10 protein-coding genes are annotated in these 16,075 nt (G+C 72.5%); 6 read left to right on the plus strand and 4 right to left on the minus strand.

Translation table 11 applies throughout. The features are described from left to right. Positions 1 to 88 precede the first annotated feature (88 nt). Together OG223_RS39325 and OG223_RS39330 are read right to left on the minus strand one after the other, a co-directional pair. Entirely contained in the window at positions 89 to 916 is an 828-nt protein-coding gene (locus OG223_RS39325; RefSeq protein WP_329259396.1) for a PaaX family transcriptional regulator, read from the minus strand. Positions 917 to 1,025: 109 nt separating this feature from the next. Beyond that, the gene (locus tag OG223_RS39330; protein WP_329259399.1) at positions 1,026 to 1,226 is read right to left on the minus strand and encodes a DUF5999 family protein; all 201 of its coding nucleotides are present in this window, start codon (positions 1,224 to 1,226) and stop codon (positions 1,026 to 1,028) included. A 246-nt stretch (positions 1,227 to 1,472) separates the two neighbouring features. Here OG223_RS39330 and OG223_RS39335 point away from each other — a divergent pair, with 246 nt between their 5' ends. Continuing rightward, on the plus strand, positions 1,473 to 1,904 hold the full coding sequence (locus OG223_RS39335) for a DUF6299 family protein (protein WP_329259402.1): 432 nt from the start codon (positions 1,473 to 1,475) through the stop codon (positions 1,902 to 1,904). Positions 1,905 to 1,967: 63 nt separating this feature from the next. Here the strand turns inward: OG223_RS39335 and OG223_RS39340 are convergent, their stop codons facing one another. Next, positions 1,968 to 3,062, minus strand: a complete 1,095-nt coding sequence (locus OG223_RS39340) for a hypothetical protein (protein ID WP_329259405.1) — start codon at positions 3,060 to 3,062, stop codon at positions 1,968 to 1,970. 424 nt (positions 3,063 to 3,486) lie between these two features. On the opposite strand from OG223_RS39340, the gene OG223_RS39345 reads away from it, so the two are divergent. After that, the gene (locus tag OG223_RS39345) at positions 3,487 to 6,831 is read left to right on the plus strand and encodes a right-handed parallel beta-helix repeat-containing protein (RefSeq protein WP_329259408.1); all 3,345 of its coding nucleotides are present in this window, start codon (positions 3,487 to 3,489) and stop codon (positions 6,829 to 6,831) included. Further along, positions 6,828 to 8,105, plus strand: coding sequence for a S8 family serine peptidase (locus OG223_RS39350; protein ID WP_329259411.1), 1,278 nt, complete (start codon positions 6,828 to 6,830; stop codon positions 8,103 to 8,105). Before OG223_RS39345 ends, OG223_RS39350 begins: the two co-directional genes overlap by 4 nt. Positions 8,106 to 8,204: 99 nt before the next feature. On the opposite strand, the gene eccCa is transcribed toward OG223_RS39350, so the two are convergent. Then, complete coding sequence (gene eccCa, locus OG223_RS39355; RefSeq protein ID WP_329265718.1) at positions 8,205 to 12,146, minus strand: type VII secretion protein EccCa; 3,942 nt, start codon at positions 12,144 to 12,146, stop codon at positions 8,205 to 8,207. A gap of 318 nt (positions 12,147 to 12,464) precedes the next feature. On the opposite strand from eccCa, the gene eccD reads away from it, so the two are divergent. From eccD to OG223_RS39370, 3 genes are all read left to right on the plus strand, one after another. Continuing rightward, on the plus strand, positions 12,465 to 13,865 hold the full coding sequence (gene eccD, locus OG223_RS39360) for a type VII secretion integral membrane protein EccD (protein WP_329259414.1): 1,401 nt from the start codon (positions 12,465 to 12,467) through the stop codon (positions 13,863 to 13,865). Positions 13,866 to 13,919: 54 nt separating this feature from the next. After that, positions 13,920 to 15,500, plus strand: coding sequence for a type VII secretion protein EccB (gene eccB, locus OG223_RS39365; RefSeq protein WP_329259417.1), 1,581 nt, complete (start codon positions 13,920 to 13,922; stop codon positions 15,498 to 15,500). Positions 15,501 to 15,721: 221 nt separating this feature from the next. Beyond that, on the plus strand, positions 15,722 to 16,060 hold the full coding sequence (locus OG223_RS39370; protein WP_019065061.1) for a hypothetical protein: 339 nt from the start codon (positions 15,722 to 15,724) through the stop codon (positions 16,058 to 16,060). Positions 16,061 to 16,075 lie beyond the last annotated feature (15 nt).

The following is a 16,075-nucleotide window of genomic DNA, read 5'->3' on the forward strand; positions in this document are numbered from 1 at the left end:
ACCCGCTAAGGATGCTGAGGTTTAGCTGAGTGACTGATGGTGCGCAAGAGGTCACGGGCCCTTGCCATGAACTGTTCACAATCGGCCGCTACGACGACTGCGGGCGCACCCCCGCGAACACCGCCCCCGCGTCCCGCAGCCGCTCGTGCAGCGCCCGGAACACCTCCGCCGAGCGGGCGCCCGGCCAGTCCCCGGGGAGCAGGCTCGCGGGCAGTCCGGGGTCGGCGTAGGGGAGATGGCGCCAGGAGTCCAGGGCGAGGAGGTAGTCGCGGTACGCGTCCTCGGGCGGGGTGTCCGCGCGCTGCTCCCAGGCGTGCAGCACGCGCGCGTGCCGGTCCAGGAACGCCCGGTGCCGGTCGGCGATCGCGGGCAGGTCCCACCAGCGGGCGACGGCCTCGGCGGTCGCCGCGAAGCCGAGGTGCTCGCCGCGGAAGAAGTCCACGTACGGGTCGAGCCGCAGCCGCCCGAGGATGTGCCGGGTCTCCTCGTACAGCCGGGCGGGCGCGATCCACACGCCGGGGGCGGCGGTGCCGAAGCCGAGGGCGGACAGCCGGGAGCGCAGGACGTGCCGCTTCTGGCGCTCGGACTCGGGGACGGAGAACACCGCGAGCACCCAGCCCTCGTCGTCCGAGGGGGTGGTCGCGTAGATACGCCGGTCTCCGTCGTCGAGCAACTGCCGCGCCTCGGGCGAGAGTTCGTAGCCGGCGGCGCCCTGTGCCGTACGGGCGGGCAGGAGCAGCCCGCGCCGTTTGAGGCGGGACACCGACGAGCGCACCGAGGGTGCGTCGACGCCGGCCGCGGCCAGGAGCCGGATCAGTTCCGCGACCGGAACAGGGCCGGGCACGAAGCGGCCGTAGGCGCCGTAGAGCGTGACGATGAGAGACCGTGGAGCAGGCTGGTCGGACACGTTGATCATCTTAGGTCGTCAGCATCACTGCTGGTCACCTCGGGTGCGCAAGCTGAACCTCTACGGTTCGTCGGTCACCGCGGGCGGCGCGTCCCGGAAGACGATCAGGTGGGAACGGTCAGGCGGCGACGGCGAGTTGGTCCGCCGGCACCCGGTGCGGGGCGACGATCCGGCCGTCGGGCAGTACGGCGCCCAGGTCGTCGAAGACGATCGCGCCGTCGCACAGCAGCGTCCAGCCCTGCTCGGGGTGGGCGGAGACGATGTGCGGGGTGGTCGTGTCGGTGTCGGTCACGGGGCACGAGGACTGGTGGGAACACATGGCGTACCTCCACGTCGGATGCGATCCGTTCCGGCGGCTCCGTCGCCGCCCGTATCGCATAGACAGACCATCCTCCCGCCGCGAACTCATCGGAACCGCCTGCTGTGAAGCGTGACAACACGCGGACAACACTCGGACGGTTCCACGACGCTCGGTGCGGACTCGCCACCGAAGGAGTGAGGATCACGGGAGTCGGGCCGGTCGAGCGGTACCAGTGGAGGCCTCTCGACTTCAGGAGGTATTTCCATGTCCCTGCGTTCCGTCCTCGGTTCGGCGGCCGGTGCCGCGCTGCTTCTGCTGGCCGCCGCCCCCGGCGCGACCGCGTCCGCCGCCCCGTACGAGACGGTGACGGTCGACCCCGCGGGCAGCATCGCCCCGGACGGCACCGTCACCCTCTCCGGCACCTACCGCTGTCTCGGCAACTCCGGTGCCGCTTTTGTCAGTTCCTCCGTCTCCCAGGGCGACCCCTCGGTCCGGCACGGCATCGGCGGCACCCGCGCGGTCTGCGACGGCATGGAGCACGCCTGGCAGAACTCGGGCAAGCCCTCGTCCGACCCGGTCGCTCCCGGCGCTGCCCGGGTCGAGGCCACGGTGATGGAACTGTCCTCCGGCGGCGGCCTGCCGCTGCCGCGCTTCCACGCCGTGCGGGACCAGGACGTCACCCTCACGGAGAGCTGAGCCCGCGACTTCGGCCCGCACCCCCAAGAGGGCGCGGGCCGAAGGGAGTTCGGGTCGCGTGCGTCAGTGCTGGGTGTTGCTGGCCCAGATCGCGGTCGAGCCGCCGGAGTAGATCACCATGTTGCCGTCGCCCTGGAGCCGGAGGATGGCGCCGTTGTGGCCGCTGGTCTGGCTGGCCCAGACGGGCTGGTTGCTCGATGTGTAGACGACGAGGTTGCCGTCCGCCTGGAAGACCGCGTGGTAGTTCGAACCGAAGGTCATGGTGGCCCAACGGGCCTTGTTGTTCTCGTCGTACAGCACGAAGTTGCCGTCGGACTGCATGCGCAGCCGCGCCTTCTTCGCGTTGATCGACTGACCCGCCTTCAGTACTCGGGTGGCCGTGACAAGGATGTCCGACGGGTAGCTCGACGTGGTGGTCGTGCTCGACTTCGTCCCGGACTTGGTCGTCCCCGACTTGGTCGTGGTGGACTTCTTCGTCGGCTTCGCCGCCGCGGCCGGCTTCTTCGTCTTGACCGTCGTCGGCTCGCTCGCCGGCTGCGCGACGGTCGTCTTGCCCGGCGAGGTCTTGTGCGGCTGGGCGATCTTCGGTGTGGCGTGCGCGACGGGCGCGGACGGGCTGGAGGAGGCGTACGCCCCGGCGCCCTGTGTCGCGCCGTCGCCGAGGATCGTGCCCGCCTGGTCGGCGACGACCCGGTCATGGCTCTCCGGCGTCCGGTCCCGGCTCATCAGCAGCCCCGGCACGGCGATCAGCAGCGCGCCGAGCACCGCCGCACCGGCCAGCAGCGGGCGGCCCGGGCGGCCGACGGACGCGGCCGCCGTGGCTCCGGGCGTGGGTCCGTCCCCCTCGGGGGCGCTCGCGGCCAGCACCCCGGCGGGCGCCTCGGCCTCGGCCTCCTGCCGCGCCGGCCGGGCGGAGGCGGACTCCGGGCCGGCCGGTCCCGCGGGTTCCGCCGGCTCAGGGCCGGCACTTGCGAGCGCCTCGGCCTCTGCGGTCGAGGTCGCCGGCCGGCTCAGCTCCGCCGCGACGGACTCCGCGGAGATCGTCCCGGCCGAACCGACAGCCCCTGAACGGGACTTGGGTGTCGCACTCGCCGTGCTCGCCGGGGCCGACGTGGTGGCGGTCTCCCCGGCGGACGCCGCCGCCGAGGATGCCGCCAAGGTGAGGGTCGTCGGGTCCGCGGCCGTCGCTTCCCCGGCCGGGGAACCCGCCGCAGAGCCCTCTGCGTTCTCTGCCGCCGTATTCCGCGCGGCCGGTCCGGTTCGGTCTGTCATCCGCCCTGTCCGCTCTCGTTCGCCCAGCAGTTCGTCGTACGTCTGTGTGCGCAATCCTATTCACGTCCATTCACGCGCATGAGCCAACGGCGGTTCCTTTCACCGGAGTTAACAATCGTCACGGACAAGCCCCGGCGCTGGTACGGCTGTTGCGCAACAGCCCATAATTCGCCGTACGGCACTGTTGTGCCGCACCACGCACACCCCCTCCGCACGTTCCGCTTTCCGGACCGGAGTGGGAACGCGCGTGCGGGGACGGCATGATGGGGTTGCCGCAACCGACAGGTGCCGACACGAGGAGGTCAGCTGAGTGCGCCAGGTACTGACGGTCTGTCCGGAGGGCACCGGGGACGCCCGGACGATCGGAGAGGCCCTGGCCAGGGCGCGCGGAGGCGCGGTGCTGAGTGTGCGCCCGGGGACGTACGAGGAGAATCTCGTCGTCACCACCCGGGTGACCATCGTCGCCGAACAGGCGCGCGGCACCGTCCGGCTGGCACCGCGCAAGGGCATCGTGATCTCGCTGCGCGTGGACGCGGTGATGCTGACCGACCTGGTGGTCCAGGGCCAGGACGAGGAACAGCCGGCCGTGGACGCCTCGCACGGGCAGGTCGCGATGCAGGGCTGCGATCTGTCCGGCGCCTCGTGGACGACCGTACTGGCGCGCAACTCCGGCTCGTTGGCGATGCGCGAGTGCCGGGTGTCCAACCGCACCGGCGCCGGGGTCGTCGTCACCTCGCCGACCGAGAGCTCGCTGGAGTCCTGCACCCTCGAACACCTCGGCACCAGCGGTGTGGTGATCGGCGAGCGCGGCCGGGCCACCCTGCGCGGCTGCACGGTACGCGACGCGCGCGGCAACGGCGTGCTCGCCAACGGCGACGCCCAGGGTTCGATCGAGGACTGCGACCTGGCTTCAACGGACAAGCCCTCACTGGCACTTGAGGAGCGCAGCGCGATCCGGGTGCTGCGGACCGTGATCCGCGACACCTCGATCGGCGTGCATGTGACCAGCACCGCCCGCTGCGAGCTGGAGGAGGTGCGGGTCACCAACAGCAGTGGCCCCGGCATCATCGTCTCGCACGGCAGCGACCCGGTGCTGCGCCGCTGCCGCACCGCCCGCACCACGGGCAACGGCCTGCTGGTGACGGACCGTTCACGCGGCACGTACGAGGACTGCTGGCTGACCGGCGCCCAGATGGCGGCGCTGCGGGTGGCCGGTGCCTCCTCGCCCACGCTGACCTCGCTGACCGTCCGGGACGGCGAGTCGGACGGCGTCGTCCTCGAAGAGGACGCGGCGGCCGAGCTGGAGCGCGTGGAGATCATCGACGTCAAGGGCACCGGTGTGGTGATCCGCGGCAACGCCAACCCGCTGGTGCGGCGCGCCCGGATCACCGGCGCGGGCGGCAGCGGGGTCTCCGTGCGCGACGGCGGACGCGGCCGGGTCGAGGACTGCACGGTCGAGGCGCCGGGCGGCGCGGGCGCGGAGGTCGCGGCGGGCGGCAACGTCTATCTCGCCGGATTCCGGGTCAACAACCCCGGTGGTGCCGGTCTTGAGATCGGCGGCGAGGGCACGGCCGCGCTGCGCGACGGCGAGCTGGTCTCGGCCGGCGGCTGCGGTGTACTCGTGGACACCGGCGGCGAGTTGACGGCCAACCGGGTACGGACCGCCGCTTCCGCCGAGCACGGTTTCCTGGTCCGCGACGGCGGCCGGGCCTCCCTGAACGGCTGTGAGGCGGCCGGCAACGACCGCGACGGCATCCGCGTCGAGTCGGAGGCGCCGGTGTCCGTGGTGGGCTGCACGGTCCGTGACAACAAGGGCGGCGGCCTCGTGCAGGCCAAGGCGGGCGGCCGGCTCGCGGTGGAGAACCTCACCAGCACCGGCAACGAGTCCCGCGACGCCTGGGGCTTCGGCGAGGCCGAGGGCACCGACCCGGCGGGCACCGTACCGGAGTCGGAGGGGCCCGGACGCCCCGACGGACCGATGGCCGCGCTGGAGAGCCTGATCGGCCTCGACAACGTCAAGGAACAGGTCCGCACCCTCGTCAACCTCACCCAGCTCGCCCGGCGTCGCGCCCAACTCGGCATGTCCGCACCGCCGATGAGCCGCCACCTGGTCTTCGCGGGCCCGCCCGGCACCGGTAAGACCACCGTGGCCCGCCTCTACGGCACGATCCTCGCCGAGCTGGGCGCCCTGCGCTCCGGACACCTCGTCGAGGTCTCCCGCGCCGACCTGGTCGCCCAGGTCATCGGCGGTACGGCCATCAAGACCACGGAGGCCTTCGAACGGGCCCTGGGCGGCGTCCTGTTCGTCGACGAGGCGTACACCCTCACCGCCGACTCCCGTGGTTCCGGGGCCGACTTCGGGCGCGAGGCCGTCGACACGCTGCTGAAGCTGATGGAGGACCACCGCGAGGACGTGGTCGTCGTCGCGGCGGGCTACTCCGACGAGATGCGCAGCTTCCTCGGCTCCAACCCCGGTCTGGCGTCCCGTTTCTCACGGACCGTCGAGTTCGAGAACTACTCCGTGCCCGAGTTGGTGGAGATCATGGAGAGCATGTGCGTACGCCACCAGTACGCGCTCGCCGACGAGACCCGCCACGCACTCGCGGTGCACTTCGAGCGGATACCGAAGGACGCCGGGTTCGGCAACGGCCGTGCCGCACGGCAGGTGTTCGAGGAGATGGTGGACCGGCAGGCCGTACGGCTGTCCGCGCTCACCGACGTCACCGAGCAGGACCTCTCGCTGCTGCTGCCGCAGGACATCAGCGAGGAGGCGGCCCGCACAGCCGCCGACGGCCCGAACGCCGTCGACCCCGGCGACGACGCGCTGAGCAGGCTGGACGCGCTGGTCGGGCTCCACGCGGTGAAGCGGGACGTCACCGACCTCGTCAACCTGGTGTCGACGGCCAAGCAGCGCGAGGCCGCCGGACTCCCGGTGCCCCGGCTCAGCCACCACCTCGTCTTCACCGGCCCGCCCGGCACCGGCAAGACCACCGTGGCCCGCCTCTACGGCGAACTCCTCGCCTCCCTGGGCGTGTTGCCGCGCGGCCAGCTCGTCGAGGTGTCCCGCGCCGACCTCGTCGGCCGATACGTGGGCCACACCGCGCAGTTGACCCGGGAGGTCTTCGAACGGGCCCTGGGCGGCGTCCTGTTCGTCGACGAGGCGTACACCCTCACCCCGCGTGAGGCGTCCGGCTCCGACTTCGGCCGGGAGGCCGTGGACACGCTGCTGAAGCTGATGGAGGACCATCGCGACAAGGTGGTCGTCATCGTCGCCGGCTACACCCAGGAGATGGAGATGTTCCTCGCCTCCAACCCGGGCCTGTCCTCCCGGTTCTCGCGCCGGGTCGAGTTCGCCGACTACTCCTCCGACGAACTGGTCACCATCGTCCGCGAGCACGCCGTACAGCTCGGGTACGAGTGCGCGGCCGGGCTCGGGCCGGTGCTGCGGCAGTACTTCGACGGGCTGCCCCGCGACCGGTCGTTCGGCAACGCGCGCACCGCCCGCCAGATCCTGGAGCGGATGATGACCCGGCAGGCGGGCCGGCTCAGCAGACTGGCCGTGCCCAGCCTCGACGACCTGCGCCTGCTTCTCCCGGAGGACCTCGCCGACCCGGCGGACGCCTCTCCCTCCTCCAGCGGGGCGGCCCGGGCATGACGACGACACACGGCAGGGCCCTCGCCGCCGGTCTGGCCCTGCTGCTGACGGCCGCCGCGAGCGCCGTCGGCGCCGGATCCGCCGCGGCGGCCGACGGCACGGTCCAACTCCCGGTTCTTTCCGCGCGGTTGGACGCCGACGCGGCCTGTACGGCGGGCTCGGCGGTCCTCGCCACCGACGTGCCGTGGGAACAGGTCTCGCTGCAACTCACCCGGACCTGGCCGTTCGCCTCGGGTGCCGGGGTGACCGTCGGCGTGGTCGACACCGGGGTCTCGTCCTCCGCCCCCGCGCTCAAGGGACGGGTGAGCGCCGTCGGCGACGCCGGGACCGACTGCGTGGGACACGGCACCTTCGTGGCGGGGCTGGTCGGCGCCGCCGTGGCGGACGGGGTGCGGTTCGCGGGTGTGGCGCAGCAGGCGCGCATCCTCGCGGTGCGCGGCAGCGACGCGCGGGGCGCGGTCACCGCGGAGCGGGTCGCGGACGGCATCCGGGCCGCCGTGAACGGCGGGGCGAAGGTGGTGACGGTGTCGGCGGCGCTCGCGGCCAACACCCCCACCCTGCGCGCGGCCGTCGCACTGGCCGCGGAGAAGGACGTCCTGGTGATCGCCGCCGCCGTACCGGACACGCCGGCGACGGCGACCTCGGCGACGGACAGTCCACCGGCCCGCGACTACTACCCGGCCGCCGACGACGGCGTGCTCTCCGTCCTCGACGTCGACGTGGACGGCAAGCGGCCGACCGGCGCGTACACGACTTCCAGTGCATCAATCGCCGCGCCCGGTGACGGAGTTGTCGGCATCGGCCCGAAGAAGGCCGGCCACTACATCGGCTCGGGCGCGTCACTGGCCGCCGGTTTCGTGGCGGGGGCGGCGGCGCTGGTGCGCTCCGTCCACCCGGAACTGACGGCCGCCCAGACCGCGAGCCTGCTGCGCAGCTCCGCGTATCCGGCCGACGTGCCCCGCCTCGACCCGTACGCGGCCGTCACGTCGGTCCTGACCAGCGCTTCGGCACCGGCCGCCGCCGCCCCCGCCTCCCCGGTCCACCTCCCGGCCGACAAGGCGGCCGGCCCCCTCCGCCGCGCCCTGTGGCCCGCGTCGGCCGGCCTCGCCGTGATCATCGCGGTGGTGTGGCTCGGCCTCGTCCTGCCCCGGGGGCGCCGTCTGGGCTGGCGCCCGACCCGGCAGCCGGAGCGTACGGCCGGGCCCGAGGGCGAGGCAGGCACGGAGGGCACCGTCCCGGTGGGCGCGGGTGCCCAGGGGACAACGGAGGGCTGACGGCCGGATCAGGCCTCGCGGACACCGCGTACCGCGTGAAACGGCACGGCCCCGGGCGACCAACAGGCGCCCGGGGCCGTGCCGTTCAGTGTCGGCCTCTCACTCCTCCGCCTCCGCCTCCGCCGCCAGTGCCGTCTGGATGAGGGACGGCTTGCGGCGGACGATGTGGAGGGCCCGGCCCGGAGGGAGGACGCGCGGCTTGACGTTGCCGAAGACGTAGCCCTCCGAGGGGGAGCAGGACATCAGGATGCCGGGGGTGTTGACCTCGTCGAGGCGGCGCAGGAGCTGGTCGTTCAGGCCGCGGCCCGCGCCCGTCGCCGAGCGGGCGACCACCACGTGCAGGCCCAACTCGTGGCCCAGGGCGAGGTGTTCGAAGAGCGGGGCGAAGGGGTGGTCCATGACCGTGCCGCCGCCGACCATGTCGTAGTCGTCGACGAGGACGAACAGGCGGGGGCCCGTCCACCAGTCGGCCTGCCGCATGCGGGCCGGGGTGATCTCCTGACCCGGCACACGGGTGCGCAGGGCCTTCGCGGAGCCGCCGACCAACTGTTTGAGGGCCTCCAGGGCCACCGCGTGGCCGAGGCGGTACTCCTCGGGGACCGCGTCGACCAGGCCGCGGCGGTAGTCCACGACCAGGATGCGCGCCTCGGCCGGGGTGTAGCGGGCGACGACGGAGTCCGCGACCAGCCGCAGCAGGTTGGTCTTGCCGCTCTCGGTGTCGCCGACGGCGACCAGGTGCGGGGTGCGGGAGAAGTCGTGCCAGACGGTGCCGAGGGTCTCCTCGTCCTGGCCGAGTGCCAGCTTGAGGCTGACGCCGTCGCCGAGTTCGGGCTCGGGGAGTTCGGCCGCGGGCAGCCGGTGCGGGAGCATCCGGACCTGCGGGGCGCGCGGCCCGTGCCAGGCGCTCGCGATCCGGTCCACCAGGTCCGCGACGCCCTCGCTGAGCGTCTCCGGGTCGGTGGAACCGTCACCGCGGGGCAGCGCGGACAGGAAGTGCAGCTTGGTCTCCACGGTCAGACCACGGCCCGGGATCTGTGGCACGGCGCTCGCCTTGCGGATGTCCACGACGGAGTCCATCGTGTCGCCGAGCCGCAGCTCCAGCCGGGTCGCGGACTGGTCGCGGACCGGGGCGGTGAGCTCCAGCCAGCGGGCGGTCGCGACGATCAGGTGGATGCCGTAGTTGAGACCGCTGGTGGCGATCTGGTTGAACGTCGGGATGTACTGGTCGAAGTTCTGCCGGACCGCCGACCAGCCGTCGATCACCAGGAAGATGTCGCCGTGCGGTTCGTCGGGGAACTCCCCGGCCGCCCGGCGGCGCCGGTAGGTGGACATCGAGTCGATGCCGTTGTCCAGGAAGAACTGCTCGCGCTGGGTGAGGACGGCGGTGACCTCCGCGACCGTACGGCTGATCCGCTCGGTGTCGAGGCGGGCCGCGACCCCGCCGACATGCGGCAGGCCGGTGAGCTGGGAGAGCGTGCCGCCGCCGAAGTCCAGGCAGTAGAACTGCACTTCGCGCGGGGTGTGGGTGAGCGCGAGCGCCATGATGAGGCTGCGCAGCACCGTCGACTTGCCGCTCTGCGAACCGCCCGCGACGGCGACATGGCCGCCCGCCCCGGCGAGGTCCACCACGAGCGGGTCGCGGCGCTGGTCGAACGGCTTGTCCACCAGACCGACCGGCACCCGCAGCTTCCCGGCGCCCGTCCAGCGGGACGCGGTCAGCCCGCGGTCCGGGTCCTCGGCGAGACCGCCGAGCAGCACGTCCAGCGGGGACGCGGTGTCCAGCGGCGGCAGCCACACGCGGTGCGCGGGCGGCCCGGAGTCCCGCAGCCGGTCCAGCGCCACCGCCAGCAGGCTCTCGGCGCTCTCCTCCACCTCGGGCTCCGGGGCCGCGATCGCGGCCGGCGCCGGAGCGCGCGGCACGATGTACCCGGTCGACCAGGGCACCACCTGCGTGGCGACCCGGGCCTGCGCGACGGCACCGCCGCGCCTGCGGTACGGGCCGGAGACGTAGGCGGCGCGGAAACGGGTGAGGGCCTCGATGCCGCTCTTGAGATAGCCGCTGCCGGGCTGCGAAGGCAGTTCGTACGCGTCGGGCACACCGAGGACACCCCGGGACTCCATCGCGGAGAAGGTGCGCAGACCGATCCGGTACGACAGGTGCGACTCCAACTGGTGCATACGGCCCTCGTCCAGGCGCTGCGAGGCCAGCAGCAGATGCACGCCGAGCGACCGGCCGAGGCGGCCGATCATCACGAACAGCTCCATGAACTCCCGGTGCGAGGCGAGGAGTTCGCTGAACTCGTCGACGACGACGAACAGGCTGGGCATCGGCGCGAGATCGGCGCCGCCGGCCCGCGCCTTCTCGTACTCCAGCGCCGACGTGTAGTTGCCCGCCGACCTCAACAGCTCCTGGCGGCGGATGAGTTCACCGTGCAGCGCGTCCTGCATACGCTCCACCAGAGCGGCCTCGTCGGCGAGGTTGGTGATGACGGCGGAGGTGTGCGGGAGTTCGTCCAGACCGAGGAAGGTCGCGCCGCCCTTGAAGTCCACCAGGACGAAGTTGAGGGTCTCGGAGGAGTTGGTGAGCGCGAGCCCGAGCACCAGGGTGCGCAGCAGCTCGGACTTGCCGGAACCGGTCGCGCCGATCAGCATGCCGTGCGGGCCCATGCCGCCCTGCGCGGACTCCTTGATGTCCAGCTCCACGGGCCGCCCGTCCGCGCCGACCGCGACCGGGACCCGCAGCCGGCCGGAGCCGGTGTGCCGCCGCCAGATCGTGTCGGGGTCGAGCCGGTGCAGGTCGGCGATGCCGAGCAGAGTCGTCAACTCGGTGTCGTTGGACAGCGGTTCGACCGCGTCGGAGGACAGACTCATCCGGTACGGCGCGATCAGCCGGGCCAGCGACTCGGCGGCCACCGGACCCACCCGGTCGGGACGGCCCAGGACCGTGGTCTGCTCCTTGCGGCTGCGGTCGGTGCGCACCAGCGCGACCGCGTCCGGGGTCACCTCGAGGCGCAGCGTGGTGCGGCCGGGCCGCCAGGTGAGCGAGTCGGACAGGTCGAGCACGATCGCGTTGCGATAGCCGGGCCCGTCGAAACGGTGGCCGGCCGGGATGCCCGCGCCGTCCACCACGACCACCACCAGCGGCTCATCACGGCCGGGCACGGCGTCCGGGTCGAACGCGGGCCGCTCGGAGAACTCGCTGCCGAGCTGGTCCTCCAGATCGGTGAAGGCCGAGGCCACCATGCGCAACGGGCCCGCGCCGTCGGTCTCCTGGGGGTGATGGTTGTGCGGCAGCCACTTCACCCACTCCCACTCCGCGCGCACCTCGTCGGCGGCGCAGACCGCGATCCACAGCTCCTCCGGCGGGTGGAACAGCGCCAGTTGGGCCAGCGCGGCACGGAGCATCCCGCGGGTCGCGTCCCGGTCACCACGCACCAACACCCTTGACCAGGACCGCAGATACAGCGCGATCGGCTGGCCGGGAACGGTGCTGTAGGCGCGGATGAAGCGGCGCAGGGCGTGCGCGCACAGCGGTTCGAGGTCCTCGACCGGCTTGCTGGACACGGGAGTCAGCCGCATGGCGAGCTGCTGGTCGCCGACCGCGATCCGCACCTCGCCGAAGTCGTCGTCCTTCACCCGGCGCTCCCACAGCCGCGTGGTGCGGACCATGGTGCGCAGCACCCGGGGCTCGGGATGCCGCCAGGCCAGGGCGAGCTGCTGCTCGACCACGGCCCGCTGGACGGTACGCCGGCTCTGCGCCAAGTAGCGCAGATAGTCCCGGCGTTCACCGCGCAGCCGCTGCTTGCGGTCGCCGGCCTTGCGCATCACCTGACCGACCATCATCGCGCCGGCGGCCATCACCATCATGCCGAGCGCGAGGTACATGAAGATGCCGCTGGACTGACCGCCCGACCGCATGAACATCATCATCATCGAGACCGACATCATCGCCATCGGCAAATACGTCCACACCGCGGACGTGTCCGGGACGATCTCCATGAGAGTCGGCGGCTCCTGGAGGACCAACTCGCCGGCGGGCATGTCGGGTCCGCGACGGCGGGCCGGACGACGGAACAGGACCACGCTCAACGCTTGGGGCTCCTAACGGACTTCGCGCACCGCGGCGGCATGTGGGGGCATGCACCGAAATCTGGCCTCGGCACTGGCACGGTGGAGGACGCTGTCAACACCGTTGGTGGGGGCTCCCGTTGACACGCGTCGTAGGGAGTGTCAGTAGTGTGCACCCCGTCAACTCTGTACGTCCATGTCACCCCCCGCTTCACCGGCACCCTGTTCCCCCCACCCCGCACGCCGCGCCGCGTGCCCCCGTTTCGATGTCCAGGAGACGTGAGCCCCGGTATGACCGACACTTCCGTGACCGGCCTGTGCCATCTGACCGTGCGGGCCCCGGCCCGCACCATCGACCTCGCCGTGCCGTCCGACGTGCCCGTCGCCGACCTGCTGCCCACGGTGCTGCGGTACGCGGGGGAGGAGGCCGAGGAGACCGGTCTCGAACACGACGGCTGGATACTCCAGCGCCTCGGCGGCCGGCCGCTCGACGAGGAGGCGACCCTCGCCTCCCTCGAACTGACCGACGGCGAGGCGCTCCATCTCCGGCCGCGCACCGAGGCGTTGCCCGAGGTACGCCTCGACGACCTGGTCGACGGCATCGCCGCCGTCACCCGGGACCGGCTGCACGGCTGGAGCCCGGAGGCGGCCCGCCGGCTGTTGCGCGGCCTGCTCGCGCTGGCGGTGCTGACCGGCCTGGTCCTGCTGGCCCTGCCGGGCGCGCCCGCGTCGCTGCGCGCGGCCACCGCCGTGGGAACGGGCCTGCTGCTCCTGGCCGGGGCCGCGTCGGCCAGCCGGGCGGTCGACGACCCGGCGACCGGTGTGGTCCTGGGCCTGCTCGCCTCCCCGGCGCTCGCGCTCGCGGGCTGGCTGGTGCCGGGCGGTGAGCTGAGCGGCCCGCAGGCCCACCAGGTGCTGGGGGCACGGCTGTTGGGGGCGGCGGCGGCCTGGGCGGGCGGCGCGGTGCTGGCCCTCGCGGCCTCCGCGGCCCGCACCCCGCTGTTCCTGGCCTCGGCGCTGGTGGCGCTCGCGGCGGCGGTGGGCGGCGTACTGATGACGGTGTTCGACGTGCGGGTGGCGGCCGCGGCCGGAGTGATCGCGGCGCTGACGGTGCTGCTCGGGGGCCTGGTGCCCTCGCTGTCGTTCAAGTTCGCGGGGATGCGGATGCCCCCGCTGCCGACCAACCCGGAACAGTTGCAGGAGGGCATCGAGCCCTACCGCGGCAACGACGTGACGGTGCGCACCGAACTCGCCGGCGAGTGGATGACCGCGCTCTACGGCGCGACGGGCGTGCTCTCGTCGGCCTGCCTGGTCGCCCTGGCCAGCCGCCCGAGCCTCCCGGCAGTGCTCGTCGCCCTGGTCCTGTCCCTGCTGCTGCTCCTGCACGGCCGGGGCCTGGTCAACACGGCCCAGCGGCTGGTGCTCGTACTGCCGGGCGCGTGGGGCCTGTTGCTCCTGGCCTTCGGCTGGGGGCTGCGCCTGTCCGGCACCGAGCGGACCCTGCTGGTCGCCGGCCTGCTCGCGGTGGCGGCGGCCCTCACCGTCGCGGTGTGGACCGTACCGGGACGGCGCCTGGTCCCGTACTGGGGCCGCGCGGCGGAGATCCTGCACTCCCTGCTGGCGATCGCCCTGCTGCCGCTGACCCTGTGGCTGCTGGGTGTCTTCGGCACCCTTCGCGGCATTTTCGGCTGACCGGGCGCCAGGGCCGACCCGACCAGAACCTGAACGACCGAGCAGGAGGAAAGCGTGCGGTCCAAGCGCGACCAGGTGCAAGCGCACACGTTCATGATGGGACGTCTGACCTCGGGCATGCTGCTGGCCGACCCGGACGCACCGGAGAGCCCGCTGGGCCGGACCAGCCGGGGCGCCCTGGTGGGTGTGATCGTCGGTGTGCTGTTCTGCGGCGGGGCGCTGGTGTTCGGGCTGCTCAAGCCGGGCGGCAACGACGCCTGGCGCAGCGGCGACACCCTGATCGTCAACAAGGACACCGGCGCCCGCTACCTGTACGCCGACGGCAGGCTGCGCCCGGTGCGCAACTACGCCTCGGCCGTGCTGATCGGCGGCGCCGACCTGAAGACCACGTCGGTCGGCTCGGCGTCGCTGGCGGGCACCCCGGTCGGCCGGCCGGTCGGGATCACCGGCGCCCCCGACTCCGTACCGTCGTCAGGTGAGTTGGAGTCCTCGCCGTGGGAGGTCTGCTCGACGGGCTCCGGCGCACAGACGACCCTGGTGCCGGGCGCCCCGGTGGAGACGTCCCCGGTCGGCGCGACATCGGCGCTGGTGGTCAAGGGCCCGGACAAGCACACCTACCTGGTGTGGCAGGGCAGCCGGCTCGAACTGGACGAGGACTCGGGCGCGGCGGAGTCCCTCGGCTATGCGCCGGTGACCCCCCGCCCGGTCTCGGCGGCCTTCCTGGACGCCCTGGTGACCGGCCCGGACCTGGCCACCCCGAAGGTCGACGGCCGCGGCACCGACGGTCCGGAACTGGGCGGCCGGGCCACCCGGATCGGGCAGGTCTTCCGCGTGGTGGCGGGCTCCGGGAACCAGGAGTACGTCCTGCAGAAGGACGGCCTGCACCCGGTGACGGACACCCAGTCGGCGCTGCTCCTCGGCGATCCGGACACCCGCAAGGAGGCCTACGACGGAGGGGCGCCGAACGTCGTCACGATCGACGTCTCCGACCTGCGGGCCCATCAGGCGCCGGGAACGGCGGGGACGGACCCGTCGGTCGCCGGACTGCCGGACAGTCCGCCCAGCGCGCTGGCGCTCGCGGCGGGGGAGTCGGTGTGCGCCCAGGTCGACCCGGCCGACGGGCAGGTGCGGGTGACCTCCGTACGGGTCGCCGAGTCCGCGCTGTTCCCGGCCGCGCAGGCCGACCCGACGGCGCTGACCGCCGCCTGTGTGACCGTGGACCGGGTGGTGGCACGGCCCGGACACGGCGCGCTGGTCAGGGCGTTGGGCGCGGCCGGTGAGACGGTCGGCGACACCACGTTCCTCATCGGCGACGACGGCGTGAAGTACCGCATCCCGGACGCGAACGCGCTCGCCGCCCTCGGCTACGACGGGGAGACCCCGGTCAAGGTGCCGTCCACGCTGCTGGCGATGCTGCCGACCGGGCCCGAACTCAGCGCCCAGGCAGCCGCGTCGGACTCGGGTTCCGTGGGCGGGGCCGGCGGCGCGGCGGCCCAGTGCGGCACCGGGGCCGGTGCCGGTCCCGGCGGGGCCATCGGTGCGGGCCTGCCCGCGCTCACCGGGCGCGCCCCGGCGGGCGGTGCGCTGAATGGTGCGACGAACGGTGCGGTGAACGGTTCAGGTGGGGCGAACTGACGAATTCACGCCGATCGAGATCGTGTTCACGCCAAACCGGCTTCGGGCCAGAACCATCGGTCGCGGAAGGTCGTGTTCCGGTCAAGTTGCTTACCGGTAAAAGCCTTTGAACGGAACCTGTCGGCAACCTCAGATCTTCCTCAGTTCGTTGTCAGCGCAACTACCGTCAATCTAGGCTCAGTTGCACTCGTACCTTAGATCGACTTACGAAAGGTGGGACGATGGCTGGAGATGGCCAGCAGTCAAGTGAAGGCTCGACCCGGAACGGAATCCAGGCCCTGGAGAGCGCCTTCAGCGGCATCGTGAAGATCCGTCAGGACGTCGACAGCACCCGTTCCACCCTGGGCAGTGGCTACCAGGGCAGCGACGGCGGCCAGTACGGCCAGCTCCTCGCACAGTGGGACGGTCAGTGCAACGTCATCCTCAAGAACCTCGAGGACGTCATCGACCGGCTGAACCAGAGCCTCGTGGAACACAACAAGACCCAGGGTTCCTCGAACGACTCCATCAACCAGGCGTACAACGCGTCGCAGTCGGCCTTCGACCAGCTCGCCGGCTGACCGACACCCCGCCTT

This window comes from Streptomyces sp. NBC_01478, assembly GCF_036227225.1.
GTDB lineage: Bacteria > Actinomycetota > Actinomycetes > Streptomycetales > Streptomycetaceae > Streptomyces.

Bases quoted from the DNA above. Each gene is read 5' to 3' on its own strand.
- OG223_RS39325 (WP_329259396.1), bottom strand. From the start codon at position 916: ATGATCAACGTGTCCGACCAGCCTGCTCCACGGTCTCTCATCGTCACG.
- OG223_RS39330 (WP_329259399.1), bottom strand. From the start codon at position 1,226: ATGTGTTCCCACCAGTCCTCGTGCCCCGTGACCGACACCGACACGACC.
- OG223_RS39335 (WP_329259402.1), top strand. From the start codon at position 1,473: ATGTCCCTGCGTTCCGTCCTCGGTTCGGCGGCCGGTGCCGCGCTGCTT.
- OG223_RS39350 (WP_329259411.1), top strand. From the start codon at position 6,828: ATGACGACGACACACGGCAGGGCCCTCGCCGCCGGTCTGGCCCTGCTG.
- eccCa (WP_329265718.1), bottom strand. From the start codon at position 12,146: ATGCCCGCCGGCGAGTTGGTCCTCCAGGAGCCGCCGACTCTCATGGAG.
- eccD (WP_329259414.1), top strand. From the start codon at position 12,465: ATGACCGACACTTCCGTGACCGGCCTGTGCCATCTGACCGTGCGGGCC.
- OG223_RS39370 (WP_019065061.1), top strand. From the start codon at position 15,722: ATGGCTGGAGATGGCCAGCAGTCAAGTGAAGGCTCGACCCGGAACGGA.